The following is a 25937-nucleotide window of genomic DNA, read 5'->3' as shown; positions in this document are numbered from 1 at the left end:
ACTAAATAGATGACTGCCCTGGTTGAATCCCCTCGTTGCACCCCGCGCCAACGCGGGGTTTTTGCATCGCTCTATGTTCCGAACTACCGGCTGTACGCCAGCGGCCAGATCGTTTCGTTGATCGGCACCTGGATGCAGCGGATCGCCCAGGACTGGTTGGTGCTCGACCTGTCCGGGGGCAGCGCGACAGCGCTCGGGATCGCGACGGCGCTGCAGTTCCTGCCCACCCTGCTGCTCTCGCTGTGGGGCGGTGTGCTGGCCGACCGGGTCGACAAGCGGCGGCTGCTGGTCGTGCTGCAGGTCGCGATGGGCGCCTGCGCGCTGCTGCTCGGGCTTGCGGTGGTCGGCGGCGTGGTGACGCTGTGGCAGGTCTACCTCTTCTGCCTGTTGCTCGGCGGCTTCTCCGCGCTCGACGTCCCGGTCCGGCAGGCGTTCGTCTCCGAGCTCGTCGGCCCCGCCCAGGTGGCCAACGCGGTCGCGCTCAACTCCGTCACCTTCAACGCGGCGCGGATCATCGGTCCGGCGGTGGCGGGCCTGCTCATCGCCGTGGTCGGCACCGGCTGGGTCTTCCTGCTCAATGCCCTCAGCTTCGCGGGCGTGGTCGCGGCGCTGCTGGTGATGAACCCGGACCGGCTCTTTCGCACCGAGCCGGTGCCGCGCCGCCCCGGCCAGCTGCGCGAGGGGCTGCTCTACGTGCGCGCGCGGCCCGAACTCGTCGCGGTGCTCACGCTGGTGTTCCTGGTGTCGGCGTTCGCGATCAACTTCCCGGTCACGATCCCGGTGCTCGCGCGCAACGTGTTCGGCCGCGGCGCCGAGGCCTACGGGTTGCTGACCACCCTGCTGGCCATCGGCTCGATCGTCGGGGCGGCGCTCGCCGCCCGCCGCAGCGGACGGCCGCGGCTTCGGCTGGTCGCCGGATCAGGGCTGGCCTTCGGCGCCTTGCTGAGCACCGTCGGCCTGATGCCTACGTTCTGGTCCGCCGGTGTGGTGCTGGTGCTCGCCGGCTTCGCGGCACTGCTGTTCACGACCGCTGCGAACGCGACGGTGCAGCTGTCGGTCGATCCGGCCATGCGTGGGCGGGTGATGGGCCTGTACATGCTGCTGTTCCTGGGCAGCACCCCGCTGGGCGCCCCGTTGCTCGGGCTCGTGGCCGAGCAGTGGGGTGGGCGGGCACCGCTGATCCTCGGTGGGGCACTGACCGTCGTGTCGGTTGTGCTGGTCAGCCTGGTGCTCATGGTCCGCACCGAATCCGCGGGACCGATCGCCCGGCTCCGGGGGTTGCGCCGTCCACAAGGTTAGGCTAACTTAACTGACGTCGCTTCGTGGTGGGAGCGGCGCGTCAGTTCGGGATGACTCGGGCCCCGACCGATCGGTCGGGGCCCGAGTGATGTCCGCGGGCGCCCTACAGCCCGTAGATGCGCACCCAGTCGACGTGCAGCCGGACCTGCGCCGGCGAAGTCTCGTCCAGCGGCGGGATCCAGTCCTTGCCGTACGGCCCGATGTCCTGCTGGATCGCCAGGTGCATCGCCCGGGGCGGAATCTGCGCCCGGTCGACGCTGCGGAAGATCTCCTGACCGTCGATGAAGCCGGCGACGTGATCCGGTGTCCACTCCACCGCGTAGTTGTGCCACTCGGTGAAGTCGCCCTGCACGGAGGTCCCGACCTGGCTGTTGCTGTGGCCGTAGTGCAGCACGAAGTTCGACTCGGTGCGTGACGGTTTCGGGATCTCCATGAAGTCGATCTCGCCGCCCTCCGGGAAGTCCTCGGCGTCGGGCCACAGCAGGATGACCGCCCCGTAGCCGGTGCCGACCTCGGTGCGGGCCCGCACCTCCCAGCGGCCGTACAGCTGGCCGGGCTGCCAGGCCATGCCCGCCGACTCCCGCCCCCGGCTGGTGATCGTCATGACCCCGTCGGCGACCGAGATGTTCGACGGCCGGTGGCGGCCGTTGCCACCGGTCGTCGAGCCGGAGTACGGGTGCCAGTGGGCGGTGTCGAGGGTGTCGCCGTCGAACTCGTCATGCAGCAGCAGCGGCCAGTCGTACACGATCGCGGCCTCGGTGGGTGACCGGGTGGCCCGGTCGAGTTCGGCACGTCCGCTCGGCGCCACGGGATCGCTGGTGTCGATGACGGTGGGCGCGGTCCGCTCGGCCGGCTGTCCCGGGGGGAGCCGGAGCAAGCCGCGGACGATCACGATCGGCACGGTCAGCATGGCCAACGCGACGATCACCGCGAGCGCGGTGAGAACCATCCGGCCACGGGGCCGCCGCGGCGGCTCCGGCGAGGCCACGATCTCGACGGTGAGCTGGTCCTGGCCTCCCACGGCTTCTCCCCCGGTGAATCCAACCGATCGGGCGACTCTATGGCGCGGTCACTGTGCGCACGCTGAGAGCCGACGCCCGGAAGGGGGTGGTACCTGGCGGCCGGGCCACCGTCGAGGGAGTACTGGCGCACCCAATCGACCTCCATCCGCGACTCGCGCGGGGTGGAACCGTGGGGAAACCAGTCGAGCTGGATGCACAGGTGCATCGGACCGGGCGGGAAGATTCCGGTGTCGGTGGTGCGGAACCACTCCTGGCCGTCGACGAAGGCCGTGATCGCCTCGGGTGTCCACTCCAACGCCCAGTTGTGCCACTGCGTGGCGTCGATCTCGACCTCGCCGGAGATCTGCGAGTTGTCCGCGCCGTAGTGCAGGAACATGTTCGTCGTCTGCCGAGTGTGGTCCATCATCTCCATGAAGTCGATCTCCCCGCCGATCGGGAAGTTCTCGGCGTCGGGCCACAGCAGCAGCAGCGCGTTGTACGAAGGATCGCTCGCGGGGGCGCGCACCCGACCCTCCCAGCGCCCGTACATCTGGCCGGGGAGCCAGGCCATCCCGGCGGTCGTCCCCGACGAGTCACCGGTGATCGTCAGTATCCCGTCCGCGACCGATACCGCGCTGGGCGAGCGCGTGCCCTGCCCGGCGTGACCCGGACCGTCATAGATGCTCCACCGGTCGGCGACGCCATGGAACTCCTCGACGCGGTTCGGGACGCCCCAGCCGAATCGCTCGGCCGCGGTGGTGCCCGCCGTCGCGGTCGCGGGGTCACCCCCCGTTCCCCTCAGGCCGGTGTCCGGCTCGGTAGGCGGTGGGGTGCCGGGCGTGGTCGGTGGCGCCGAGCTGGTACCGGGGTGGCGCCGGGGGTCCGTGATGCCGTCCGAGGGCGTCGTGCCGACCGGCGTCGGGTCCACCGTCACGACCTGCGGGTCCCCCGGCACGCCACGCAGGTCGGGGGTCTGCGCGCCAGGGCCCGTCACGATCACGACGACCGCGACGCCGGTCGTGAGATATCGCCGGATCAGCTTCTCGATCTCGTTGATCGTCATCCGCGCTCCTGGTCGTTGCGGGCATCGCCCGGGGTCATTCCGCGAAGCTCACGTGCAGGTGGTCGTAGTGCCCCCCGGTTGCGTCGCGTACGTCGTAGACACCGCCGCCCGTGTAGGGCTCGCCCCAGCCGCCGTTCCGGTCCGGCACCGTGGGGTCCCAGTAGCGGCCCTGCCAGATCACGTACTTGACGCGCAGGGACTCGGCCCTCGCGCGAAACCAGTTGGCCACCCGCCAGCCGTTGGCCAGTTCCTCGCCGTGCGGGAAGGTTCCCGGCGCCGAGGGGAACAGGTCGCACGCCCGGCCGTGTGGATGATCGCTGGCGGGATTCCAGGCGTGGGCGTCCCAGCAGCTCGCGGAGCGGATCACCGGCCCGTCGCGCCAGCCGCCGAACTCCGCGGCCAGCGCCTCCAGGCCGCGCAGGGTGGTGACGGTCAGGCATCCGCCCCGGCGGGTCGGGTCGGGCAGGGTGCAGCCCGACGAGCCGCGGGGGCCGGCGGCCCGCGGCCGCAGGACCGGCCCCCGTTCGGCCGCCGCGCCGGAGTCCTCGAAGGCCCTGCGGAGGGCGTCGAGCGGATCGCGGGCGAGGCGGCCGGGTCCGTCGACGGCCAGCGGCAGAACGTCTCGGGCCTGCGACCGCTTCCGGGCCGGCGCCGCGGGCCCGGCCGGTTCCGACGACGCCGCCGGCTCGCCGGGGATTCGGGCGCTCTCCGTCGCCGGGCCGAGTACCAGCACGCTCAGCAGCGCGGCCAACGCGGTCGTCAGGGCTCCGGGGAGCATGGTCGTTGTTCGCACGGCTCACCGTTGCCCCGCCCACGCGGGACCCGGCGCGATGATCCGCAGGCCCCGGACCGGTTGGACCGCGTCGGCGCGGCGGACCGGTGATGCCCGGCGAGGCGGCGCGGGGACGGACGTGGGGTGCGACGGTCGTGCCACCGGCGCATCGCGGTGCAGCCGACCCGTCGCGGCGACGAGCTGCGCGAGCTCCCGCAGCGCCGTGGTGTAGCCGCGCAGCGGGCGGGGCAGGCTCTCCGGTGGCTGCGCGAGCATCCCCGAGACCTCGGCCAGCGGGTCGGCCAGTTCACGCCAATGGGCGATCCGGGGGAGTACGACGAGTCCCGAGAACCGGCTCTGGAGCGTCTGCATGGCTGCCTGGAGCGGACCCTTGGCCGGAACCGAGCCCTCGGCGGTGACGGCGAGCACCGGTCGTGGACCCGGCCCGCCGAACCGGTCCGCGAACCGCGCGGCGCGGTGCAGCGAATCGGCCGAGCACCGGCAGACCAGCACATCGACGAGGGGGCCGACGGTGCGTCCGGCGTCGAGGCCGTGCAGGGCCACCGCCAGCGTCGTCGTCCCGACGCCGCCGGCAACCCCGGCGACCACGGGTGCGCGCAGCCTCATCACCACGCGCCCTCGGTGTGATCGTCGCGGGGGACCTGCGGGTCGCCGGGGGCGGGGGGTGCGGTCACCGAGGCGCCCTCGTCGAGAACTTCCTCGCCGACGTCGATGACGTGCCGCCCCTCGCAGACGACGACCGGGACGCTGATGCGCACCCAGTAGGACGGCAGGCTGCGCCAGCCACGCCCGGTCGGTGCGGGCGCCACCGCCGGTATGCCCGCGATCTCCGGCTCGACCTGGGCCGGGGCCTCCTCGCCGCGGTTGCCCACCGGCCGGTAGGGGGTGATCCGCACTCGGACATCGACCAGGACACGACCCTGGCCGTCGGGCCGGACCCGCCCGGGAAGCGCGAGCTCGGCCCGTTGCCGGCCGGAGCCCGACCAGCCCAGTCGCGACGGTTCGCCCACCGGGGCCGCCAGGTAGTCCGCGAGGACGAGCCCGCGGCGGGCCGGGTCGTCCTCGTCCCAGGACAGGTAGTCCACGGCGAACGCCCCGGCCAGGGCCGATGCCTCCGCCGGGTGGGGGGTGGCGTCGGGGACCGCGGCGACCGGCGGGAACCCGTGCGGATCGGTGAGCGGCTCCGGTCCGGCGACGCGAAACGGGACGCCGTTCACGGGCCGGGCGGCGCGGGTGGCCGGAGCGTGCTCGTCCACGGACCCGGCCCAGTCGCCCGGCGAGGTGCCATGGCCCGAGGAGTACTGGCCGGGTGGTGGCCCGAACGGCAGCCACGGCGGCGCACCCGTCACGGGGGAGCTGCGGCCGAAACGGCGAAAGCGGGCCATGATTCTCCCGTCTGCGGGCACGCGGAATCGACATCCGGCGGGACACCGGATGGTCAGCGGGTCGGGGTGCGGCGGCATGCGATCACCGCCGGAAGGGCAGCGCAGACGTTAGGAGCGGCTACGGCGGATCGGTCGGGAACCGGCCGGCTCTTCGCAATGGTGAACCGCCGGTCGGCGGTGGCCGTCGGCGAGCCGCTCGACGGTCGCGAGGAGGTCGCGAGAATCCCCCGACTCGGTCGCGGACATGCCCCGACTCGCGGGGATCAAGCGGGGAGCGGCCAGGTGTGGACCGGCTCGTTGATGGTCGACGCCTCGATGTAGCGCTCGAGCATCCCGCGCAGCGCGGTCGGTCGATCGGCCCCGCGCGCCTGTAGCGCGGCGACGGTGTCGAGCTGCCAGACCGCACCGGTGCGGCGCAGCACGCAGCGGCGCTCGATCACCGAGAGGTACCGGTCCCGGACCTCGGTGCTGACTCCCCACCGTGCCAGGCCCTCATGCGCGAGCGGCAGCAGCTTGCGCAGGACCAACTCGTCCGGGTGAATCCATCCGGTTCCTGGCCAGTACAGGGGTTCATCGAGGCCGTGCCGGGCCGCGGTGATGAAGTTCTGTTCCGCGGCCTCGAACGACATCGTGCTCCACAGCGGTCGGTCGGTCTCGACGAACACCCGCAGTAGCCCGTAGAAGAACAGCGCGTTGGCCACCATGTCGACCGGACTCGGCCCGGCAGGCAGCACCCGGTTCTCCACCCGGACGTGCGGGGCACCGTCGACGACGTCGTACACCGGACGGTTCCACCGCCAGATCGTGCCGTTGTGCAGTCGCAGCTCGTCCAGTGCCGGAACTCGCCCGGCCCTCAGCTCGGCGAACGGATCGGTCTCCTGCGCGACCGGCACCAGACTGGGGAAGTAGCGGGAGTTCTCGGCGAACAGATCGAGAATCGAGGAGATCCAGCGCTCGCCGAACCACACCCGCGGCCGTACGCCCTGGTTGCGCAGCTCTGGGGTGCGCACATCGCAGGCCTGCTCGAACAGCGGGATCCGGGTCTCGGCCCACAGCCGCGCGCCCAGGAGGTACGGCGAGTTCGCCCCGACCGCGAGCTGGACCCCCGCAAGACACTGCGCGGCGTTCCAGTAGCCGGCAAACGTGTCCGGCGAGACCTGCAGATGCAGCTGCATCGAGGTGCAGGCCGCTTCGGGGATGATCGAGTCGAAGTCCGCGATCAGCCGCTCCGCGGGGCCGGGGCGGCCGGGCGGCGCGGCGCCGGTGATGTCGAGCCGGATCGGTTCGCCGCGGACGCCGAGGATCTGCTCGTTGAGCACCCGGTAGCGGTCGCCTTCGGTGATTGAACTCGCCACGAGATGGTCGCGATCGAGGGTCGGCAGGATGCCGATCATGACGATCTGTGCGGTGTAGTCGCCCGCCTTGTCCCTCGCAACGGCGAGTTCGTCGAGCAACTGATGCTCCAGATGACGCCACTCGTCACCGGGCAGCAGCCGTGGCGGCAGGTTCAGCTCGATGTTCCAACGACCGAGCTCGCTCTGGAAGCCAGCCGATCCGATCGCGGCCAGGACGTCGGCGCCGGACAGCGCGGGGTCGAGCTGAGAGCCGACGAGGTTGAGCTCGAGCTCGATCCCGGTCATGGGCTCGTCCTGGGCGAACGGATGCTCACGGAGCATTGCGGCCAGCGCATCGAGGCATCGATGCACCTTGCCGCGGTAGCGTTGGCTGTCTCGTCGACTGAATCTGGACCGGTCGACGTCCTGGCCCATGTAACGCCTGCCCCTCCCTGTAGCTGCGGGATCGGGACGGACCTAGCCCATCGCGGCTGGAGCCCGAGCGGTTGCCAACCGTGTCACACGATCGAGGCATGCGGTACCGGCTGACCGGATGACGCAGTGCGTACCAGGCATGGCACCTGCGACGATGGTTGGCCGTGGCAATGATCACCGTCGTTCGCGATCCGGACGACCCTCGCATCGATGACTTCCGAGACCTGACCGCTGCCGACCGGCGCCCCGATCGGCCGGGGGGCCGCGGCCTGGTCATCGCCGAGGGGGTCGTCGTCGTGCGCAGGCTGCTCGACTCGCCGTATCCGGTGCGCTCGCTGCTCGGCGTGCCCCGACGGCTGGCGGAACTCGCCGACGAGCTCGCCGCGATCGACGTGCCCGCCTACGAGACCGATGCCGACACGATGGCGGCCGCGGTCGGGTTCCACCTCAACCGCGGTGTGCTGGCGGTGGCCGACCGCGCGCCGGTTCCGGATGCCGTCGCGCTTGCCCGCAGGGCCCGGGTGCTCGCGGTGCTCGAGGGCGTCGGCGACCACGAGAACCTCGGCGCGCTGTTCCGTAACGCCGCTGCCCTCGGTGTCGACGGGGTGCTGCTCGGGCCGCGTTGCTCCGACCCCCTCTACCGGCGCAGCGTCCGGGTCTCGATGGGCCACGTGCTGCGGGTGCCGTTCGCGCCGTTGCAGGGGGACTGGCCGGGCGCACTGGATCTGCTGCGCGCCTGCGGGCTGCAGGTGGTCGCGCTGACCCCGCGGCCGGACGCCCAGCCGATCTCAACGGCCGGTCTGGCCGGACGGAGGGTCGCGCTGCTGCTCGGCGCCGAAGGCCCCGGACTGAGCGCCGAGGCACTGGCCGCCGCCGATACCAGGGTGCGGATCCCGATGGCAGGCGGCGTCGACTCTCTCAATGTGGCAACGGCCGCCGCCGTGGCCTTCCACGCGGCAGTCGCGTCCGTACCCTGAGATCGTGCACCTTGGTGCGGGGGGGCAGATCGTCTTCGGGGAGCGACGCCCGGATGATCCCGCGCTGCCCGAGGACCTGGAGGCCGCCCTGCGCGAATGGGCGGCGGTGGCCGAGGCGGTCGAGGTCAACGGCGGACCGTCGGAACGCTCGTTGGTGCGGCGACGCGGCCGCCAGCTCGCCGGGCGGCTCGCGGACCTGATCGGGCGTCCGGTGCAGTTTCACGACCCGGTGACCGGGCAGGTCGAACGTGTGTGGGGCCCGGCGACGGGGCCGCTATCCCGTCCGGCGCCGGAACGCGCCGCGCCCACGCCGTGGGCGACGGGGCTCGCCATCTCCGTCTTCTTCGCGGTGCTCACCACCCTGGCCGACATCGTGCTCTGCCACGCGTTCGCGGACGCGTTCGGGGTGCTGTGGGCGCCGGCGAACCTGTTGGTCGCGCTCGGTCTGGCCCCCTCGCTGTGGTTGTTCCGCCGCGCCCCGTTCTGGAGATGGCCTGCCCTTGGTGTCGCCGGGGGGTTGGTCGTCGCGTGGGTGTGCCTTGGGCTGGCGCCCCCGTGAGGGTCACCTACCGCGACCGTCGGCCCTACCGCTGACGAGCGCGCCGCATTCCTAGCGCTGACCGCGCACGCCCAGCAGGACTTCATCCCACGACGGCATGACCGGCTTGCCCTTCTTGGTGCGTCGCACGGGCTTCTCCGGCTGCTCCTCGGATGTCGTCTCGGTGACGGGCCGCTCGGCGGCAGCGGGCGTTCCGGCCGGTCCGGGCTGCGGCGTCGGCTCCGGCGCCGAGCGGGCCGGCTCGCGGTGCTGCCCGGCCCGCGCTGGCTCCGCAGGCTGCGGGGTAGCGGGCGGCGGGGCAGCGGGCGACGGGGCCGGCTCGGGAGGCCGGGCCGAGGTGTCGGGGTGTCGTGGTTCCGGGGGAGCCGGGAGCGGACCGGGAGGCGTTGGCCGCTCCCGAACCGGGAGGCCCGCCGCGGCGGCCCGCACCTGCTCGACATGGTCATCAGCGGGCCGCGGTTCCGGCTCCTCGGCGCGACCGATCTCGATCACCGGGCCGACCGTGCGCAGCGGGCGCAGCGGCAGACCCTCGACGAGGTCACTGGCGTGCTCGTCGATCGCGGTGACCGTGCCCCCGTGCGGCCCCGGCTGGAAGGTCCAGTGCGCGCGGTTGTCCGAGCGACCCGCGCTCCAGTTGAGGCAGACAACCCACCTGCCGTCGTCGCCCTTCCAGGAGTCCCACTCGGCATCGAGGTAGTCCTGCCCGCGCAACCCGAACGTGTGGGCGACGACCTCGCCGAGCGTGCGCACATCCGGCCCGTCGGCTCGGACCGGATGCGCTCCCTGGGCCAGCTCGGCCGTTCGCGAACGTTCGAGAAGCACCGGATAGGCGAATCGTTCGATCTTCTGCAGAGGCACCCCGGCGGCCGAGGCGACCTGCTCCACCGACGCTCCCGCTCGGATGCGCGCCTGGATCTCTCGTGGTCGCAACTGGCTCTCCACCTCGATCGCGATCTGTCCGAGTCGGGTCAGGTCTCCCCGGGCGGCGGCACGCAACTGCTCGTCGGCCGGCACCGTGAAGCGCTCGCGGCGAGCCGGATCCTCGAGGACGACCGCACCGTCCTCGGCGACTCCGACGACCCGCAACGCCCGCATCGGCGGCCCCCCGCTCTTTCTCTCTCCCGTCTGGGTGAAGGTAGTTGCCAAATCGAAACCTGCGGCGGAGGCGCGCCGGAACCGAAATGTTTCGACCAGCCCGTGCGACTTCACGGTCGGTAGCGCGCCGCTCACGATTTGTCCAAAGCGTTGCACGAATGGTGATTCTGGTAAAGCTGAGGCCACCGTTGTTGGTGTGACGAGATACTCTCGCGCCTGCTCAGCGGAGCCGCTCGACCACCCAGTCGATACAGGCGGTCAGCGCCGAGATGTCATCAGGTTCGACCGCGGGGAACATCCCGATCCGCAGCTGGTTGCGACCCAGCTTGCGGTAGGGCTCGGTGTCGACGATGCCGTTGGCCCGCAGAACCTTGGCCACGGCCGCGGCGTCAACCGCGTCGTCGAAGTCGATCGTGCCGACGACCTGTGAGCGGTGGGCGGGGTCGGCGACGAACGGCGTCGTGTACGCCGTCTTCTCCGCCCAGGTGTAGAGCCGGTTCGCGGAGTCCGCCGTCCGCGCCACGGCCGCGTCGAGCCCACCGAGGCCGTTGAGCCAGTCGACCTGCTCGGCGAGCAGGAACAGGGTCGCTACCGCGGGGGTGTTGTAGGTCTGGTCCTTGGCCGAGTTGTCGATCGCGGTGGCCAGTGACAGGAACGGCGGGATCCAGCGGTCGCCGGCCGCGAGCTCGGCGACGCGCTCCCGGGCGGCAGGACTCATCAGCGCGATCCACAACCCGCCGTCGGACGCGAAGCCCTTCTGGGGGGCGAAGTAGTAGGCGTCGGCCTGCGAGATGTCGACCGGCAACCCGCCGGCGCCCGATGTCGCGTCGATGAGCACGAGCTGGCCCTCGCCAGCCCCTTCGGGCCGCACGACCGGCACGGCGACGCCGGTCGACGTCTCGTTGTGCGCCCAGGCCAGCACGTCGGCGGACGGGTCGGTGGTGGGCTTCGGGGCGCTGCCCGGCTCCGCCTTGACGATCACCGGGTCGGCCAGGAAGGGCGCGCCCTTCGTGGTGTCGGCGAACTTGGCGGAGAACTCGCCGTAGGCCAGATGCAGCGAACGCTCGCGGACCAGGCCGAACGCGGCGGCGTCCCAGAATGCCGTGGAGCCGCCGTTGCCCAGGACGACCTCGTAGCCGTCGGGCAGCGAGAACAGCTCGGTCAGCCCCGCGCGCACCCGGCCGACGAGGGACTTGACCGGCTTCTGCCGGTGCGAGGTGCCCATGAGCGCGGTGCCGGTGGCGGCGAGCGCGGCGAGGGAATCGGTACGAACCTTGGACGGTCCGCAACCGAAGCGCCCGTCGGAGGGCTTGAGGTCGGCGGGAATCTGAAGATCGGTGCTGGTCGTGGACGTCACGGCGGTCAGTTTGACAGCCCCCAGCCCGCCGGTTCAGGGGCGGGGCGGTGAACGCGGTGAACCTCACGGGAGGTTTCGCTCACCGGGGGCGATCGCGACATCCCAGCTCAACCATCGTTGTGAGTGCGTAACAGTGTAAGAACACTGTTACGCACTCACAGATGGATCAGCGGTCCGCCCAGCCCTCCACGTCCTGTGGCTTGCGCGGACCGGGACCCACGTACTGGGCCGAGGGCCGGACCAGCTTGTTCTCGCGCTTCTGCTCCATGATGTGCGCCGACCAGCCCGCGGTGCGGGCACTGGTGAACATCGCCGGCATCATGTGCGGCGGCACCTCGGCGAAGTCGAGGATCACCGCCGCCCAGAACTCGACGTTGGTCTCGATCGGGTGGTCCGGCCTGCGCTCCCGCAGGATGCGCAGCGCGGTCCGCTCCAGCTCGGCCGCCACCTCGTAGCGCGGCGCGCCCAGCTCCCTACAGGTGCGCCGCAACACCCGGGCCCGCGGGTCCTCGGCCCGGTAGACCCGGTGCCCGAATCCCATGAGCCGCTCCTTGCGGTCCAGGATGCCCTTGACCAGCGCTTCGGCATCGCCCGTCCGCTCGACCTCGGCGATCATGGGCAGCACCCGGGCCGGCGCGCCGCCGTGCAACGGACCGGACATCGCCCCGATCGCACCGGACAGCGCCGCCGCGACGTCGGCCCCCGTGGACGCGATCACCCGGGCGGTGAAGGTGGAGGCGTTCATGCCGTGCTCGGCGGCCGAGACCCAATAGGCGTCGATGGCCTTGATGTGAGCCGGGTCGGGCTCGCCCCGCCAGCGGACCATGAACCGCTGGGTGATCGTCGTACATTCGTCGATGCGCGACTGGGGTACGGCCGGGATGCCGATGCCCCTGGCGGACTGCGCGACGTAGGACAACGCCATCACCGAGGCGCGGGCCAGCTGTTCGCGAGCCTCCTCGTCGGAGATGTCCAGCAACGGTCGGTAGCCCCAGTAGGGGGCCAGCATGGCCAGTGCGGCCTGCACGTCGACCCGCACGTCACCGGTGCGAACCGGGATCGGAAACGGCTCGGCCGGTGGCAGCCCCGGCCCGAACCGGCCATCGACCAGCAGCGCCCAGGCACTGCCGAACGTGACGTTTCCGACCAGATCCTCGATATCGACTCCGCGGTAGCGGAGGGCGCCCCCTTCCCTGTCAGGTTCGGCGATCTCGGTGCGGAAGGCGACGTGGCCCTCCAGACCGGGCTTGAATCCGGGCGGGGGCGGGGGTACCGCCGACCCGTCCATCTGGCCTGCGGCACCCCGCCTGTTCGGCGTGGCGGACGCAGTCGGTGCAGTGGACACCCGTCCTCCTCGATCTTGGTCCCCAACTCGCACCGGCCCGGTGCGAAACGCCGTCGGCCGATGCCCGCTCGCGTATCGGAGCCTGTACCCGGTACGCGCGCGGCCCACGACCGCTGTGGACGGTTGCCGTGGGCTGGCGCCACCCTGCCCCTGGCAGGCAGCGGAGGCAACGGTGTGTGCGGGTGGCATCGGTCACCGGTGCCACCAAATCGGCTGCTCGCGCCTTACGGTCAGGGGTCCGGAGTGGAGGAGGTGCGATGGCGTACGCGGCGCCCGGCGCGACAGTGGCAGACATGCGGATCGAATACGACACCGACGGCCTCGACCTCTCGGATCTCGCCCCCACCTGGCACGAGCAGTTGGCCCGCTGGCTCGCCGAGGCGACCGCGGTCGGCATTCCCGAGGCGAACGCCATGATCCTGGCCACCGCCGACGAGCGCGGGCAGCCCTCGTCGCGGACCGTGCTGTGCAAGGGACTCGATGCCCGCGGCGTCCAGTTCTACACCAACTTCACCTCCGCGAAGAGCCACGACCTCCGGCTCGGCCGGGCTGCCTCCGCCACCTTCCCCTGGTTCGCGATCCACCGGCAGGTCCACGTGCGCGGTGCTGCCGAGCAGGTCAGCGATGCCGAGGCCGACGCCTACTGGGTGACGCGGCCGCGTGGGGCGCAGCTGGGCGCCTGGGCCTCGGCGCAGTCGAGCGTGGTGACCGACCGTCGCACCCTCGACGACGCCCTCGAGCGCATGGATCGACGCTTCGCCGACATCGAGGATGTGCCTCGGCCCCCGCACTGGGGTGGGTGGCGCATCGTCCCGACCCAGGTGGAGTTCTGGCAGGGCCGGGCGAACCGGCTGCACGACCGGCTGCGTTTCGAGATCGACGGCATCGACCGGACGTGGCAGGTGCGCCGCTTGGCGCCGTGAGTGGACGGCTCGGTACCCACGCCGCGATCACCGTCGCGACGTGGTAGTCCTGAACGGGTGACTGTCCCCGGGTCCGAGGGGCCCACCCGCGAACTCGGGACCGGGCCGGATACGCCGACGCGTGAGCTGCGGACCGGGCCCGACGCCCCGACGCGTGAGCTGCGGACCGGGCCCGACGCCCGGACCCGCAGCCTCGCCACGGGAGCCGGTGGGCGGACCCGCAGCCTCGCCACCGTCATCCGCGGCACGTTCGCCGACACCCGCCCGTTGCGTGTCCCCGCCTACCGACGGCTGTGGCTCGCCGGGATCGTCACCGTCATCGGGGCGCAGCTGTCGGTCGTCGCGGTGCCCACCCAGATCTACGAGCTCACCGGTTCGTCGGCCTACGTCGGTCTCACCGGGCTGTTCGGCCTGGTCCCGCTGATCGTGTTCGGCCTGTGGGGTGGCGCCATCGCAGACGTCATGGACCGGCGGGTCCTGCTGCTGCTCACCGGCTCGGGCATCGCGACGACCTCGCTCGCCCTGTGGGTGGTCGCGGCCAGCGGGATCGGCAACATCTGGGTGATCCTGACGTTGTTCTCCGTGCAGTCGGCGATGCTCGCGATGAACCAGCCGACCCGCAACGCCGTCATCCCGCGGCTCATCCCGGCCGAGCAGTTGCCCGCGGCCAATGCGCTGAACATGACGGTATTCCAGGCCGGCGCGGTCGCCGGCCCGCTGCTTGCGGGCGTGCTCATCCCGGTCGTCGGGCTGCCCACGCTCTACCTGCTCGACGCGATCGCTCTGCTTGCGACGCTGTGGGCGACGTGGCGGCTGCCTCCGGTGCCGCCTCAGCGAACCGACGTCACCGCGCCGGGGAGCGTGGGGATCCGTGGCGTGGTGGCCGGGTTCCGGTACGTCGGCATGCAGAAGGTGCTGCTCGTCTCCTTCCTCATCGACATGGTGGCGATGGGTTTCGGGATGCCGCGTGCGGTGTTCCCGGAGATGTCGGAGAAGGTCTTCGGCGACCCACCGGGCGGGGGTATCGCGCTCGGCGCGCTGTTCGCCGCCATTCCGTTCGGGATGGTCGTGGCCGGGCTGTTCTCCGGCTGGCTGCAGCGGGTACAGCGACAGGGTGTCGCCGTGACGCTGGCGATCTGTCTGTGGGGCGCGGCCATCGCGATGTTCGGGCTGACGGGATCGCTGTGGCTGGCCGTGCTCTTCCTCGCCATCGGCGGGGCGGGCGACATGGTCAGCTCGGTCTACCGGTCGTCGATGCTGCAGACGGTGGCGACCGACGAGATGCGCGGACGTATGCAGGGAGTGTTCGTCGTCGTCGTCGCGGGAGGGCCACGGATCGCCGACATGTGGCACGGCCCGGCTGCGGCGGGCCTCGGCCCGGGGCCGGCGGCGACCCTCGGTGGGGTGGCGGTTGTCGTGGCGGCCCTCGCCGTCGTCGCCCGGTTTCCGGCATTCTGGCGGTACCGCGGCCCGGTTGATCGACGCGGCCAGGCCGGATAGGGCGACCCGAACCGAACGTGACGTACGTCCGGTTCGTCGAGCGGCGCAGATCGGCCCGAGCCCACTAGCGTGGCGTCAAACAGGCAACACCCGAGTGTGAGAGGGAACCTCCACATGACCGACCAGTCCGCCGATACCGACATCGCTGTACTTCGCTATCCCGGCGGCGAACACGAAATGCCGATCAACCCCGCAACCGAGGGGGCATCGGCCGTCGATGTCAGCAAGCTGCTGGCGCAAACCGGACTGGTCACCTACGACCCCGGTTTCAACAGCACCGCCGCATGTATGTCGAAGATCACCTATATCGATGGTGACGCCGGCATCCTGGAGTACCGCGGCATCCCGATCGACCAACTTGCCGAGCGGTCGACCTTCCTCGAGGTCAGCTACCTGCTCATCTACGGCAAGCTGCCCACCCGCGCCGAGTTCGACGCGTTCACCACCAAGATCAGCCGGCACACGCTGCTGCACGAGGACCTCAAGCGGTTCTTCGACGGCTTCCCGCGCGACGCGCATCCGATGCCGGTGCTGTCGTCGGCGGTCAGCGCGCTGTCGACCTTCTACCAGGACAGCCTCGATCCGTTCGACCAGGGCGCCGTCGAGGTCTCCACGGTCCGGTTGATGGCCAAGGTGTTCACCATTGCGGCCTACGCCTACAAGAAGTCGGTGGGCCAGCCGTTCCTCTATCCGGACAACTCGCTGGGCCTGGTCGAGAATTTCCTGCGGATGACGTTCGGGTTGCCGGCCGAGCCCTACGATGTCGACCCGGCCTTCGCCCATGCCCTCGACACATTGCTGATCCTGCATGCCGACCATGAGCAGAACTGTTCGACATCCACGGTTCGGCTGGTCGGCTCGTCGCAGGCGAACCTGTTCGCGAGCATCTCGGCCGGAATAAACGCACTGTTCGGCCCGCTGCACGGCGGCGCCAACCAGGCGGTGCTGGAGATGCTGGAGCACATCCGTAGTACGGAGAACGGCAACGTCGCCGCGTTCGTCGAGCGGGTGAAGCGACGGGAGCAGGGCGCCCGCCTGATGGGCTTCGGCCACCGGGTCTACAAGAACTACGATCCGCGGGCGCGGATCGTCAAGCAGATCGCCGACGAGGTGCTCATGAAGCTGGGCGTCTCGGACCCGCTGCTGGACATCGCCAAGTCGCTCGAGGAGAGGGCGCTCGCCGACAGCTACTTCATCGAGCGCAGGCTGTACCCGAACGTCGACTTCTACACCGGCGTGATCTATCGGGCCATGGGGTTCCCGACGAAGATGTTCACGGTGCTGTTCGCGCTCGGCAGGCTGCCGGGCTGGATCGCGCATTGGCGGGAGATGATGGCCGACCCGCACAACAGGATCGGCCGCCCGCGGCAGCTCTACGTCGGGCCCACGAAGCGCGACTACATACCGATCGACGAGCGCTGAGCGCCTGTCCCGGGCCGCCTGCGGGCGAGATCGTCGCAGGCGGCCCGGGCAACGAGTGAACGGCTCGGCTCGACCGGAGCCGATGCCGCGTCCCCCCGCGTCGTCGCTGATCAACTCTTGGTACGGGCGACATCGTGCGGACGAGACGGCGTGACCGCCTACTCTCGGCCCACACGGAAAGGGGGACTCAGGCGTATGTCTGACGAGTCGACATCCGCACACCGCAGCCGCTGGGCCGTGCTCGCCGTGCTCCTCGGCCTCGTGGGCTGGATCGTCTACCGCCAGGTCCGGATTCGGTCCGACGAGCCGTGGGACACCGTGACGGCACCACCCTCACGGATTCCTCCGGCCGTAGCCGATGGCCGGGTGGTGCTGCCGGTGGAACCGGACCGACCGGCGGCCCCGCCCCCGGCGCGGCCGGCCGAACGGATCCCTTCGACCCCGCCGGCCGAGCCGACCCCGCAGGCGGAGCCGACCCCGCAGGCGGAGCCGACCCGGCCGACGGACCACGAGGCCGCGGCGCCGGCCGAGGAACCGGACGCCCCGTACGGCCCGGGCTCGGCGCGTCCACTGCCCGACGGCTCCGCGCCCCGGCCGGAGTACACGATCAAGGGCAGCGGGGCGTCGAAACTGTTCCATGGCCCGTCGAGCCCGTACTTCGCGCGCACCAAGGCCGAGGCCTGGTTCCGGACCCCCGAGGACGCCCGTCGCGCCGGCTTCACCGAGTGGAAGCCCAAGCCCCGCACCCGCCGTTCCGGCTGAACCGGGCTGATCGGCAGGACGAGACTATGGCCGCCGGGAGCCGAACGCCTCCTTCAGGCTCACCCGGGCGCCGGTGCGCAGCACCGAGTTGCGGTAGATCCGCGCGGCCAGCAGCACCACCCCGGCGATCGACGCGAGGGTCACTGCGACGGCGAGGCCGACCTGCCACAGCGGCGCCACGCCCAGCGCCGCGCGGGCGGGCATCAGGGTGGGGGAGAACAGCGGGATGAACGACAGGACCGTGCCCAGGGTGTTCCGCGGATCGTTGGGCAGCACGCTCACCGCGAAGATGAACGGGATGAGCAGCGGAAACATGATCGGGGCGACGATCGTCTGCAGCTCCTCCTGCCGCGACACCGTCGACCCGGCGGCCGCGTAGATCGAGGCGTAGAGGAAGAACCCGAGCAGGTACCAGATCACGGCTGAGACCAGCGCCGACGCGGCCGCCGTCGGGATCGTGAGCAATCCGAACGCGAGCGAGCCCGCGAGCCCGATGGCGCTGAGGATCAGCAGCTGCAGCAGCCCGACGGCGCCCAGCCCAAGGATCTTGCCGGCCAACAGGTGCACCGGCTTGATCGTGGAGAGCAACAGCTCCACCACCCGGCTGGTCTTCTCCTCGACCACCCCCTGAGCGACCGCGGTGCCGTAGCCGACCAGCGACATGAACAGCAGTACCGCGACGACGATCGCCAGCACCAGCCGCTGCCCGCGCTCGGGGTCGACGGGCTCGAGGGTCGTCACCGCGACATGCCCCTGCGTGGCGATCTGTGCCGGGTCGACTCCGGCCTGCGCGAGCGCCTCGTTGAGAGCGTTCTGTCCGATCACGCCGGACACCATCGTCTGCAACGCGGTGTCGACCGTGTCGAGCCCGATCAGCTCGTAGCTGCCCGGCACGCCGACCAGGAGCGCATCGAGGTCGCCGTCCTGAACCTTCTGTTCCCCGGCCGCGCGGTCGACCTCGGTGATGGTCAGCGTCCGGTCCTGGGCCTGGGCGGCCGCCTGCAACGCGCCGCGCAGCTGGGCCGTCTGCGGGGTGACGCCGAGGGCGTTGCTCGAGGTCTGGCTGCCGATGAACTGGAACAGCAGAATGTAGATCCCGAAGATCGCGATCGTGATCAGCAGGCCGACCGCGAAGCTACGCGACCGGGTCTGGGTGAGGAACTCGCGACGGGCGACGAGCAGCACGGCCCGGCCCGGGGGAAGCGGTGCGGTCACGCTGTCACCCCGGCGGTGACCACGTCGCGGTAGAGCTCGGTGAGCGGCGGCCGGTACCGGCCGAACTCGTGGACCGGGCCGGCGGTGAGGGCGGCCGCCAGCACGTCCTGGTCGGTGGCACCGTCGGTGAGCTCGACGCGAGTACGGGCACCCTCGACGGACACCACGGTGATGCCGGGCAGCCCGGCCGCCCATCTCTCCGGTGGCGGCCCGACGACGTCGAGCTGCTCGGTGCTTCCCCCGCGCAGTTCGAGGACCGTACCGACGGCCACCATCCGGCCGCCGGAGATGATGCCGACCCGGTCACAGAGCCGTTCGACGAGATCGAGCTGATGGCTGGAGAAGATCACCGGCACCCCGCTGTCGGCCTTGTCGCGCAGCACGCCGCTCATCACCTCGACGGCGGTCGGATCGAGCCCGGAGAACGGTTCGTCGAGCACGAGCACCTCGGGGTCGTGCACCAGCGCGGCGGACAGCTGAACCCGCTGCTGGTTGCCCAACGAGAGCTTCTGCACCTCGTCGGAACGGCGCTCGGCGATCCCGAGCCGGGTGGTCCAGTGCTCCACCGCGGAGCGCGCGGCGGCGGGGGAGACCCCGTGCAGCCGGGCGAGATACTCGAGCTGGTCGCCTACCTTCATCTTGGGATAGAGACCACGCTCCTCGGGCATGTACCCGATCCGCCGCCGGATCTCGGCGTCGATCGGAGCGTCCTTCCAGCGCACCTCACCCACGTCCGCCTCGAGCACACCGAGCACGATGCGCATCGTCGTCGTCTTGCCGGCGCCATTGCTGCCGACGAAGCCGAAGATCTCACCGGGTGGAACCGCGAAGGTGACGTCGTGCAACGCCTGTACCTGTCCGAACCGTTTGCCGATGCCGTCGATCTCGAGCACGAACCGAGCGTATCGGTCAACCTGTCCGGCTCGGGTCGGCGCATGTGGGCATGGAGATGCCGTAGCCGCGGATCTTGCGGTAGATCGTCGCGCGGGACATTCCCAGGTGCCGGGCGGCCTCGGCCTTGTTGCCGTCGGTCTCGATCAGTGCCTCGACGATCGCGTCGCATTCGATCGCCTCGAGCGGGGTGAGCACGCGGCGGGTGGTCGCCCGGCACTCGGCGGGCAGGTCGGCCGGGGTGATCTGGCCGGTTCGCCTGCGTGCGACGATCTTGCGAAGTACCTGGTAGAGCTGCTCGACGTTGCCCGGCCAGTGATTGCGCATGAGCACTCGCATGGCGTCGGGGGAGCAGGTCAGCTCGGCGCCGCGGGTGAGCCGGGCGATGAGATGCGGCACCAGTTCGGTGACGTCCTCGATGTGATGGCGCAGCGGCGGCACATCGACCGTGCGCGGGAAGGAGGCGAGCAGGTCGGTCAGTGCCTGGCTCATCCGGCCGCGGCCGCAATCGACGGTCGCGACCACCCACGGCCGCTGTGGATCGGTCGACTCCCGGTGCGGTTCCAGGGCGTCCATGAGGGCATGCACACCCTCGGCCGACAACTGGTCGACGCGGCAGAGCACGAGCGTTCCGGCACCGGTCGCGAGCTCCTCGGCGACCTCGGCGATCCAGCGCGGTCCGTAGTCCTGGGCATCGAGCAGCCGCAGGTGGGCCGCCGGTCGGCGCAGCTGGTGGGTCGCCCTGGCCAGGGTTCGCTTCCCGGTGCCGGGCTCGCCCTGCAGGACAAGCCATTCGCGCGCCTGGAAATGCCGGTCGATGGCCTGACAGCACTTCGCCCACATCGGTCCGGAGCCGACGGTCGCGGGCAGCGTGGCCGGATGCGGCAGGTTCAGCGAGCGCGCGTTGGAGGTGTCGGGGGAGACCAGCTGCACGTGCAGGACACCACCGCTGCGCCCTGCTTCGGACCAGCTCGGCCGGCATTGCACCCGGGCGGTGGCGCCGCTGGGTAGGTCGATGAGCAGCTGGCGGCGCCGTCCGGAGCTGAGCGCCTCGGCGGCGTTGGCCACCAGCGGCATCTGGTCGCCGGGATCGAGCAGTTCGCGCGCTCGATCGTTCATCATCAGCAGGTCGTCGCTGAGCGCGAGCACGGCGCCCCGGTTGCGCTGGCAGGCCGCCAGGTAGTCGTGCAGCAGCGTCAGCTCGCGGCGGCCGGACTGCTCGAGCAGCGTCTCCTCGATGCGGCGGGCGATCGTGGCGGCGGCCGTCGCCATCATCTTGTTGGCCTCGCGCCGCCAGCACGTCAGATCGATGACGCCGAGGAGCTTGCCGCTGATCGGATGCCGGATCGGGACGCCGGCACAGGCGAGGCCTTCGAGCTGCTCGATGTAGTGCTCATGGCCGAACACCTGGGCCGGGCCGCGTCCCTCCAAGGCGGTACCGATGCCGTTGGTGCCGATATAGCGCTCGGCGTAGCTGAACCCGGGCGCCAGCCATACCCGGTCGAGATGCTGGTTGAGCGCCGAGTCGCCGGTGCGGCGCTGCAGGACGACGCCGTCCTCGTCGCAGAGGATGACGCTGACCGGCTCACCGGAGAGCTGGTCGGCGACCTCGGCGACGATCGGGGCGGCGGCACGCAGCAGCGGGGTGTCGGGCTCGCAGTCGCTCTCGTACGGCAGCTCGAGATGGTCGGCGGGGACTTCGTAGTGCCGGGAACGGGTCCAGGACGCCAGGATCGGCGCGCGCACGACGCCGGGTTCGACCGGGTCGTTCACGAGAAATGCTGTGCGCGCGTGCGCGACCCGCTCGGCAGCGATGCCGAGCGGCAGTGCTGGAACCGCCCGTGTGCCGCCCTTGCGGGTCGCACGGGCCTCTTCGGAGATGGAGCGTTCTGCCGGATGGCCCAACCGGTCGCCCTCCTCGGAGCAGCTGTGGTCCGCGTCTTCGCGGCAGCCGGTATCGATCCGGACGGTACCGCCCGGACGAGCATGACGATAGGGGGAGGTTGTTGCCCGACCGTCTCATATTGAGACCGCAGGTCAGGCGTCTCAGCGGTGTGATTCGCGGCACGAGATGAGCCGCCCCGAGGACCCGCGCAAACCCCGGTCGGCCTCAGCTCGGGTCCACTGCCACACCGAGGCACCCGCGCCAGCCCCGGCCCGTGGTGGCGGGCGAACGAGGGGATGAAGACCCACGACCCCCGCCGGCACCACCAGCCGGTGGCCCGCAGGGCCGCGGGCAGCGGGGCTGGTGTCCGCGCCGGCCCCACCACCCACCACCGTGAGGAGACGATGTGAGTCGGCAGAGTCTGGCGAAGGCTCACCAGAAGATCCAGGAGCTTGCCTGGGAGCCGCAGTATCACGAGCCGTACATGAAGTACCGGACCGACTACACCTTCCGGAAGGCGGCGAAGAAGGACCCGTTGAAGCAGGTCCTGCGCTCCTACTTCCCGATGGAGGAGGAGAAGGACCACCGCGTATACGGCGCGCAGGACGGCGCCATCCGCGGCAACATGTTCCGCCAGGTCCAGGAGCGTTGGCTGGAATGGCAGAAGCTCTTCCTGTCGATCATCCCGTTGCCGGAGATCTCCGCGGCGCGTTCCATGCCGATGCTGTTCCACGTGGTTCCGAACCCGGAGCTGCACAACGGCCAGGCGATCCAGATGATCGACGAGGTTCGGCACAGCACGATCCAGCAGAACCTCAAGCGTCTGTACATGAACAACTACATCGACCCGGCAGGCTTCAACAACAGCCTGCGGAACTTCCACAGCGACTACTGCGGCACGATCGGCCGTCAGTTCGCGGAGGGGTTCATCACCGGTGACGCGATCACCGCGGCCAGCATCTACCTGACGATCGTCGCTGAGACGGCGTTCACGAACACCCTGTTCGTGGCCATGCCGGCCGAGGCGGCGGCCAACGGTGACTACCTGCTGCCCACCGTGTTCCACTCGGTTCAGTCCGACGAGTCGCGGCACATCTCCAACGGCTACGCCACCCTGTTGATGGCGCTGTCGGACGAGGACAACCGCCAGCTGCTCGAGCGCGACCTGCGCTACGCGTGGTGGAACAACCACCGCGTCGTGGACGCCGCGATCGGAACGTTCATCGAGTACGGCACGAAGGACCGCCGCAAGGACCGTGAGTCCTACGCGGAGATGTGGCGTCGCTGGATCTACGACGACTACTACCGGTCCTACCTCGTCCCGCTCGAGAAGTACGGGCTGACCATTCCCCACGACCTCGTCGAGGAGTCGTGGAAGCAGATCTGGGAGAAGGGCTACGTCCACGAGGTGGCGCAGTTCTTCGCCACCGGGTGGCTTGCGAACTACTGGCGTATCGACGGCATGACCGACGAGGACTTCGAGTGGTTCGAGTACAAGTACCCGGGCTGGTACGACAAGTACGGCAAGTGGTGGGAGAACTACAGCCGGCTGGCGACCCCGAACGGGCATCACCCGATCGTGTTCGAGGATGTCGACTACGTGTACCCGCACCGCTGCTGGACCTGCATGGTGCCCTGCCTGGTGCGTGAGGACATGGTCATGGACCAGGTCGACGGCCAGTGGCGCACCTACTGCCACGAGGTCTGCCACTGGACCGACAAGGTCGCCTTCCGGCCGACCTACCAGGGCCGGGAGACCCCGAACATGGGTCGCCTCATCGGTCACCGCGAGTGGGAGACGCTGTACCACGGCTGGAACTTCGCCGATGTCGTCAAGGACATGGGCTTCGTCCGCGACGACGGCAAGACCATGACGGCCCAGCCGCACCTCAACCTCGACCCCAAGAAGATGTGGACGCTCGACCACCTGCGTCGTTGCCCACCGTTCCAGAGCCCCAACGTGCTGCTGAACGAGATGAGTGACGCCGAGCGGCAGGCGTTCCACGCCGACTACGTCCGGCAAGGCCCGGCTGGACGACCGGCACCCGCCGACGCCTGAGCGCGGGTCAGGCGAGGGGGGAGGGCCGCCGTCCGGCCCTCCCCCCGCATGACCCTGCCTCATTACGGCCGAGAGGAACGAAATCCATGGGTGAGAAGCACGTCGTGCGGTTCGAGCCAGTCGGCATCGAGATCGAGGTCGACGAGGATCAGACCATTCTTCGAGCCGCCGCCGAGCAGGGCGTGCAGCTCATGCACGGATGCAAGGAAGGCCAATGCGCCGCTTGCAAGTCGTTTGTGCTCGAAGGCGAGGACATCGAATACGACAGCTACTCGACGTTCGCGCTGCCCGACTATGAAAAGGAGGAGGGGCAGACCCTGCTCTGCCGGGCCCACGCCTACGAAGACCTCGTGATCGAGCTCCTCAACTACGACGAGGAGATCATCCGCTCCGGGCTGCCGCTGCGGAGAGGGATCGCGGAGGTCGTTTCGAACGAACCGGTGACGCACGACATGCGGCACCTCGTGGTCAAGTTGGTCGAGCCCGAGGAAATCAAGTTTTTCCCCGGTCAGTACATGGACTTCACCGTTCCGGGAACGAACGAGACCCGTTCGTTCTCGATGGCCAACACTCCCAATCGGGACGGGCACTTCGAGTTCGTTATCAAGATCTACCCGGATGGCCTCTTCTCGGAGTATCTGGCCAACCGGGTGCAGGTCGGTGACCGGATCGACGTGGAGGGCCCGTTCGGCACCTTCACGCTGCGCGAGAGCCGGACATCGAACCTGATCTTCGTGGGCGGCGGTGCCGGAATGGCACCCATTCTCGGGCTCCTTCGGTCGATGGCGGAGCGGGGTGTCGAGCGCAAGGCCACCTTCTACTACGGGGCGCGAGGGATGCGGGACCTCTGCTTCGAGAAGGAGCTGCGGGCGCTCGAGGAACGGTTGCCCGGATTCCGCTACGTACCGGCGTTGTCCGAACCGTCCGACGGGGATGCCTGGGTCGGGGAGGTCGGGCTCATCACCGAGGTGGTGAAGCGCGGCGAAGCCGGCCTGGAAGGGATGGACGCCTATGTGTGTGGACCGCCGCCAATGGTGGAGGCGGCGATCCCGGTGCTGACATCGCTGGGAGTGCGCGAGCAGAACATCTTCTACGACAAGTTCACCACCACCGGTGAACCGGAAGGCGAGGACGGCCAATGACCACAACCGAACGTCCCGAAAGAAGCGTCCCGAAGCCCGTATTCACTGACGCTGAGGCGGGCGCTCGTGAGTTCCCCGACTCCAGCGCGAGCGCCCGTCGATACAACTACTTCACCCCGGCGAAGCGCAAGCAGACGCACTACGAGGACGTTACCGTCGAGGTGCAGCCGGACCCGCGGCACTACCTCGCCCAGGGCTGGATCTACGGCTTCGCCAACGGCGAGGGCGGCTACCCGCTGCACTGGACGAAGCTCAAGGCATGGGGTGTCGACAACCCCGAGCCGCAGCGCGGGATCGGTAGCGGCGGGCTGCCGAAGGACTTCACCTGGCCCGCCCACGGGTGGCACGAGTTCCGTGACCCCAACGAGGAGTGGGAGCAGTCGCTCTACCGGTACAACGCCAACGTCGTCCGGCAGCTGACGCAGAACATCGAGAACGCCCGCCAGACCAAGTCCTTCGACCAGTGGACGCCGAACTGGATTCGGTTCGTCGAGCGCAATGTCGGCGCCTGGATGCACATCGAGCACATCCTGGGGCTCTATGTCTTCGCCTCCAACGAGCGATCCGGCCCGACGAACATGCACAACACCGCGATGGCGGTGAACAGCGCGCACAAGATCCGGTTCGCGCAGGATCTGGCCCTGTACAACCTCACCCTGACCGAGGAGATCTCCGGCTTCGACGGCGCGGCGCACCTGCAGGCCTGGGACTCCGACGCCGAGTGGCAGGGTGCCCGCAAGCTCACCGAGGCGCTCACCGCGGTCGAGGACGACTGGGGCGAGGCGATCTTCGCCGCCAACATCGTCTTCGAGTCGCTGATCGGTGAGCTGTTCCGCAGCAACCTGGTCATGCAGTCGGCCGCCGGCAACGGCGACTTCGTGACTCCGACGGTCATGGGTGCCGGCGAGTACGACTACGCCCAGCGCAACCTGCGCTGGACGATTGCGTGCTTCGCCCCGCTCACCGAGGACCGGGAGTTCGCCGCCCACAACAAGCAGCTCATGCAGGGCTGGTTGTCGAAGTGGGTGCCGCAGGCGGTGGCGGCGGCCCGTCAGATGCAGCCGTTGTGGTCGCAGCCCGACGCCAAGCCCCCGAGGTTCGAGGACAGCCTCGACAAGGCCAAGAACCGCTTCGCCGGGATCTGCCGCGATCTCGGTCTCGAGACCCCTGAGGAGTTGGCGCAGTGACCGCGTTCAAGACGGCCGATAGCCCGTACAAGTCGGACAACACCGCGTCGAACATGTGCGGGTTCACGCTGATGAACAGCCAGGTCGGCGTGCTCATCGCCAAGGTGCTGGAGCGCCTGGACAACGTCACGGTGACTCACCTGCCGTCGATGATCCGCGTGGACGGCAAGGGCCGCTTCGACACGATCTACGCCGATGTCGACGACGAGGCCGGTGAGGAGGAGGGCTGGTTCAACGCCGCCGAGTTCGAGGAGGCCATGTCCACCCACTACGGCCGCATGGTGCACCTCGATGACCGCACGATCATG

The 25937-nt window shown here is 70.0% G+C and carries 23 protein-coding genes; 11 read left to right on the top strand and 12 right to left on the bottom strand.

Features of this window, described 5'->3' with window-relative positions:
• Nucleotides 1–9 precede the first annotated feature (9 nt).
• Complete coding sequence (locus ACFQE5_RS15675) at nucleotides 10–1299, top strand: MFS transporter (protein ID WP_379585826.1); 1290 nt, start codon at nucleotides 10–12, stop codon at nucleotides 1297–1299.
• 103 nt (nucleotides 1300–1402) lie between these two features.
• On the opposite strand, the gene ACFQE5_RS15670 is transcribed toward ACFQE5_RS15675, so the two are convergent.
• The 6 genes from ACFQE5_RS15670 to ACFQE5_RS15645 all read right to left on the bottom strand — a co-directional run bounded on the left by ACFQE5_RS15670 (nucleotide 1403) and on the right by ACFQE5_RS15645 (nucleotide 7310).
• On the bottom strand, nucleotides 1403–2248 hold the full coding sequence (locus tag ACFQE5_RS15670) for a glycoside hydrolase family 16 protein (RefSeq protein ID WP_379585825.1): 846 nt from the start codon (nucleotides 2246–2248) through the stop codon (nucleotides 1403–1405).
• A complete protein-coding gene (locus ACFQE5_RS15665; protein ID WP_379585823.1) occupies nucleotides 2224–3363 on the bottom strand; it encodes a glycoside hydrolase family 16 protein in 1140 nt (379 codons plus the stop codon). Before ACFQE5_RS15665 ends, ACFQE5_RS15670 begins: the two co-directional genes overlap by 25 nt.
• A 34-nt stretch (nucleotides 3364–3397) precedes the next feature.
• Complete coding sequence (locus tag ACFQE5_RS15660; RefSeq protein WP_379585821.1) at nucleotides 3398–4156, bottom strand: hypothetical protein; 759 nt, start codon at nucleotides 4154–4156, stop codon at nucleotides 3398–3400.
• Nucleotides 4157–4159: 3 nt separating this feature from the next.
• Entirely contained in the window at nucleotides 4160–4762 is a 603-nt protein-coding gene (locus ACFQE5_RS15655) for a hypothetical protein (protein WP_379585819.1), read from the bottom strand.
• Nucleotides 4762–5541, bottom strand: a complete 780-nt coding sequence (locus tag ACFQE5_RS15650) for a hypothetical protein (protein WP_379585817.1) — start codon at nucleotides 5539–5541, stop codon at nucleotides 4762–4764. The genes ACFQE5_RS15655 and ACFQE5_RS15650 overlap by 1 nt, the downstream gene beginning before the upstream one ends.
• Nucleotides 5542–5804: 263 nt before the next feature.
• Complete coding sequence (locus ACFQE5_RS15645; RefSeq protein ID WP_379585816.1) at nucleotides 5805–7310, bottom strand: glutamate--cysteine ligase; 1506 nt, start codon at nucleotides 7308–7310, stop codon at nucleotides 5805–5807.
• A gap of 170 nt (nucleotides 7311–7480) precedes the next feature.
• On the opposite strand from ACFQE5_RS15645, the gene ACFQE5_RS15640 reads away from it, so the two are divergent.
• Nucleotides 7481–8287, top strand: a complete 807-nt coding sequence (locus ACFQE5_RS15640; protein WP_379585923.1) for a TrmH family RNA methyltransferase — start codon at nucleotides 7481–7483, stop codon at nucleotides 8285–8287.
• Nucleotides 8288–8291: 4 nt separating this feature from the next.
• Nucleotides 8292–8846, top strand: a complete 555-nt coding sequence (locus tag ACFQE5_RS15635; RefSeq protein ID WP_379585814.1) for a DUF2537 domain-containing protein — start codon at nucleotides 8292–8294, stop codon at nucleotides 8844–8846.
• A gap of 51 nt (nucleotides 8847–8897) precedes the next feature.
• Here the strand turns inward: ACFQE5_RS15635 and sepH are convergent, their stop codons facing one another.
• The 3 genes from sepH to ACFQE5_RS15620 form a co-directional block, all read right to left on the bottom strand.
• Nucleotides 8898–9941 carry a septation protein SepH gene (sepH, locus tag ACFQE5_RS15630; protein WP_379585812.1) on the bottom strand — a complete coding sequence of 348 codons (1044 nt, stop codon included), beginning with the start codon at nucleotides 9939–9941 and terminating at the stop codon, nucleotides 8898–8900.
• A 220-nt stretch (nucleotides 9942–10161) separates the two neighbouring features.
• Nucleotides 10162–11298 (bottom strand): phosphoserine transaminase, encoded by a 1137-nt coding sequence (serC, locus tag ACFQE5_RS15625; protein ID WP_379585810.1) that lies wholly within the window; start codon nucleotides 11296–11298, stop codon nucleotides 10162–10164.
• Between the two features lie 166 nt (nucleotides 11299–11464).
• The gene (locus ACFQE5_RS15620) at nucleotides 11465–12586 is read right to left on the bottom strand and encodes a citrate synthase 2 (protein ID WP_379585922.1); all 1122 of its coding nucleotides are present in this window, start codon (nucleotides 12584–12586) and stop codon (nucleotides 11465–11467) included.
• A 314-nt stretch (nucleotides 12587–12900) separates the two neighbouring features.
• Between ACFQE5_RS15620 and pdxH the strand changes: the two genes are divergently transcribed.
• The 4 genes from pdxH (at nucleotide 12901) to ACFQE5_RS15600 (ending at nucleotide 17250) form a co-directional block, all read left to right on the top strand.
• Nucleotides 12901–13566 (top strand): pyridoxamine 5'-phosphate oxidase, encoded by a 666-nt coding sequence (gene pdxH, locus ACFQE5_RS15615; protein ID WP_379585808.1) that lies wholly within the window; start codon nucleotides 12901–12903, stop codon nucleotides 13564–13566.
• 57 nt (nucleotides 13567–13623) lie between these two features.
• Nucleotides 13624–15066, top strand: coding sequence for an MFS transporter (locus ACFQE5_RS15610; RefSeq protein ID WP_379585806.1), 1443 nt, complete (start codon nucleotides 13624–13626; stop codon nucleotides 15064–15066).
• 114 nt (nucleotides 15067–15180) lie between these two features.
• Nucleotides 15181–16488, top strand: coding sequence for a citrate synthase (locus ACFQE5_RS15605; RefSeq protein ID WP_379585805.1), 1308 nt, complete (start codon nucleotides 15181–15183; stop codon nucleotides 16486–16488).
• A 195-nt stretch (nucleotides 16489–16683) separates the two neighbouring features.
• Nucleotides 16684–17250 carry a sunset domain-containing protein gene (locus ACFQE5_RS15600; RefSeq protein ID WP_379585803.1) on the top strand — a complete coding sequence of 189 codons (567 nt, stop codon included), beginning with the start codon at nucleotides 16684–16686 and terminating at the stop codon, nucleotides 17248–17250.
• A gap of 24 nt (nucleotides 17251–17274) precedes the next feature.
• Here ACFQE5_RS15600 and ACFQE5_RS15595 read toward each other — a convergent pair whose 3' ends face one another.
• From ACFQE5_RS15595 to ACFQE5_RS15585, 3 genes are read right to left on the bottom strand one after another with little or no spacing between them, the layout of a single operon-like run.
• Complete coding sequence (locus ACFQE5_RS15595) at nucleotides 17275–18465, bottom strand: ABC transporter permease (protein WP_379585801.1); 1191 nt, start codon at nucleotides 18463–18465, stop codon at nucleotides 17275–17277.
• Complete coding sequence (locus ACFQE5_RS15590) at nucleotides 18462–19358, bottom strand: ABC transporter ATP-binding protein (RefSeq protein WP_379585799.1); 897 nt, start codon at nucleotides 19356–19358, stop codon at nucleotides 18462–18464. The genes ACFQE5_RS15595 and ACFQE5_RS15590 overlap by 4 nt, the downstream gene beginning before the upstream one ends.
• A 16-nt stretch (nucleotides 19359–19374) precedes the next feature.
• Nucleotides 19375–21129 carry a sigma-54-dependent Fis family transcriptional regulator gene (locus tag ACFQE5_RS15585; protein WP_379585797.1) on the bottom strand — a complete coding sequence of 585 codons (1755 nt, stop codon included), beginning with the start codon at nucleotides 21127–21129 and terminating at the stop codon, nucleotides 19375–19377.
• A gap of 533 nt (nucleotides 21130–21662) precedes the next feature.
• Here ACFQE5_RS15585 and ACFQE5_RS15580 point away from each other — a divergent pair.
• The 4 genes from ACFQE5_RS15580 to ACFQE5_RS15565 form a co-directional block, all read left to right on the top strand.
• Nucleotides 21663–23300: a methane monooxygenase gene (locus ACFQE5_RS15580; protein ID WP_379585920.1), complete on the top strand. Its 1638-nt coding sequence runs from the start codon at nucleotides 21663–21665 to the stop codon at nucleotides 23298–23300.
• An 86-nt stretch (nucleotides 23301–23386) separates the two neighbouring features.
• A complete protein-coding gene (locus ACFQE5_RS15575; RefSeq protein ID WP_379585795.1) occupies nucleotides 23387–24442 on the top strand; it encodes an FAD-binding oxidoreductase in 1056 nt (351 codons plus the stop codon).
• Nucleotides 24439–25629, top strand: coding sequence for a toluene hydroxylase (locus ACFQE5_RS15570; RefSeq protein WP_379585793.1), 1191 nt, complete (start codon nucleotides 24439–24441; stop codon nucleotides 25627–25629). Before ACFQE5_RS15575 ends, ACFQE5_RS15570 begins: the two co-directional genes overlap by 4 nt.
• Nucleotides 25626–25937 (top strand): MmoB/DmpM family protein (locus ACFQE5_RS15565; RefSeq protein WP_379585791.1); only part of this gene is annotated, 312 nt, incomplete at its 3' end. The genes ACFQE5_RS15570 and ACFQE5_RS15565, both read left to right, overlap by 4 nt.

Origin of the sequence: Pseudonocardia hispaniensis (genome assembly GCF_042658695.1) — a bacterium.
Classification (GTDB): Bacteria; Actinomycetota; Actinomycetes; order Mycobacteriales; family Pseudonocardiaceae; genus Pseudonocardia; species Pseudonocardia hispaniensis.
The sequence above is the reverse complement of the archived record's forward strand: the minus strand, read 5'-3'. Positions and strand labels throughout refer to the sequence as shown.

What these genes read in the sequence shown, in the direction of transcription:
- ACFQE5_RS15675 (WP_379585826.1), top strand. Translation starts at nt 10, where the DNA reads ATGACTGCCCTGGTTGAATCCCCTCGTTGCACCCCGCGCCAACGCGGG.
- ACFQE5_RS15670 (WP_379585825.1), bottom strand. Translation starts at nt 2,248, where the DNA reads ATGGTTCTCACCGCGCTCGCGGTGATCGTCGCGTTGGCCATGCTGACC.
- ACFQE5_RS15665 (WP_379585823.1), bottom strand. Translation starts at nt 3,363, where the DNA reads ATGACGATCAACGAGATCGAGAAGCTGATCCGGCGATATCTCACGACC.
- ACFQE5_RS15655 (WP_379585819.1), bottom strand. Translation starts at nt 4,762, where the DNA reads ATGAGGCTGCGCGCACCCGTGGTCGCCGGGGTTGCCGGCGGCGTCGGG.
- ACFQE5_RS15650 (WP_379585817.1), bottom strand. Translation starts at nt 5,541, where the DNA reads ATGGCCCGCTTTCGCCGTTTCGGCCGCAGCTCCCCCGTGACGGGTGCG.
- ACFQE5_RS15645 (WP_379585816.1), bottom strand. Translation starts at nt 7,310, where the DNA reads ATGGGCCAGGACGTCGACCGGTCCAGATTCAGTCGACGAGACAGCCAA.
- ACFQE5_RS15640 (WP_379585923.1), top strand. Translation starts at nt 7,481, where the DNA reads ATGATCACCGTCGTTCGCGATCCGGACGACCCTCGCATCGATGACTTC.
- sepH (WP_379585812.1), bottom strand. Translation starts at nt 9,941, where the DNA reads ATGCGGGCGTTGCGGGTCGTCGGAGTCGCCGAGGACGGTGCGGTCGTC.
- ACFQE5_RS15620 (WP_379585922.1), bottom strand. Translation starts at nt 12,586, where the DNA reads ATGGACGGGTCGGCGGTACCCCCGCCCCCGCCCGGATTCAAGCCCGGT.
- pdxH (WP_379585808.1), top strand. Translation starts at nt 12,901, where the DNA reads ATGGCGTACGCGGCGCCCGGCGCGACAGTGGCAGACATGCGGATCGAA.
- ACFQE5_RS15605 (WP_379585805.1), top strand. Translation starts at nt 15,181, where the DNA reads ATGACCGACCAGTCCGCCGATACCGACATCGCTGTACTTCGCTATCCC.
- ACFQE5_RS15600 (WP_379585803.1), top strand. Translation starts at nt 16,684, where the DNA reads ATGTCTGACGAGTCGACATCCGCACACCGCAGCCGCTGGGCCGTGCTC.
- ACFQE5_RS15575 (WP_379585795.1), top strand. Translation starts at nt 23,387, where the DNA reads ATGGGTGAGAAGCACGTCGTGCGGTTCGAGCCAGTCGGCATCGAGATC.
- ACFQE5_RS15570 (WP_379585793.1), top strand. Translation starts at nt 24,439, where the DNA reads ATGACCACAACCGAACGTCCCGAAAGAAGCGTCCCGAAGCCCGTATTC.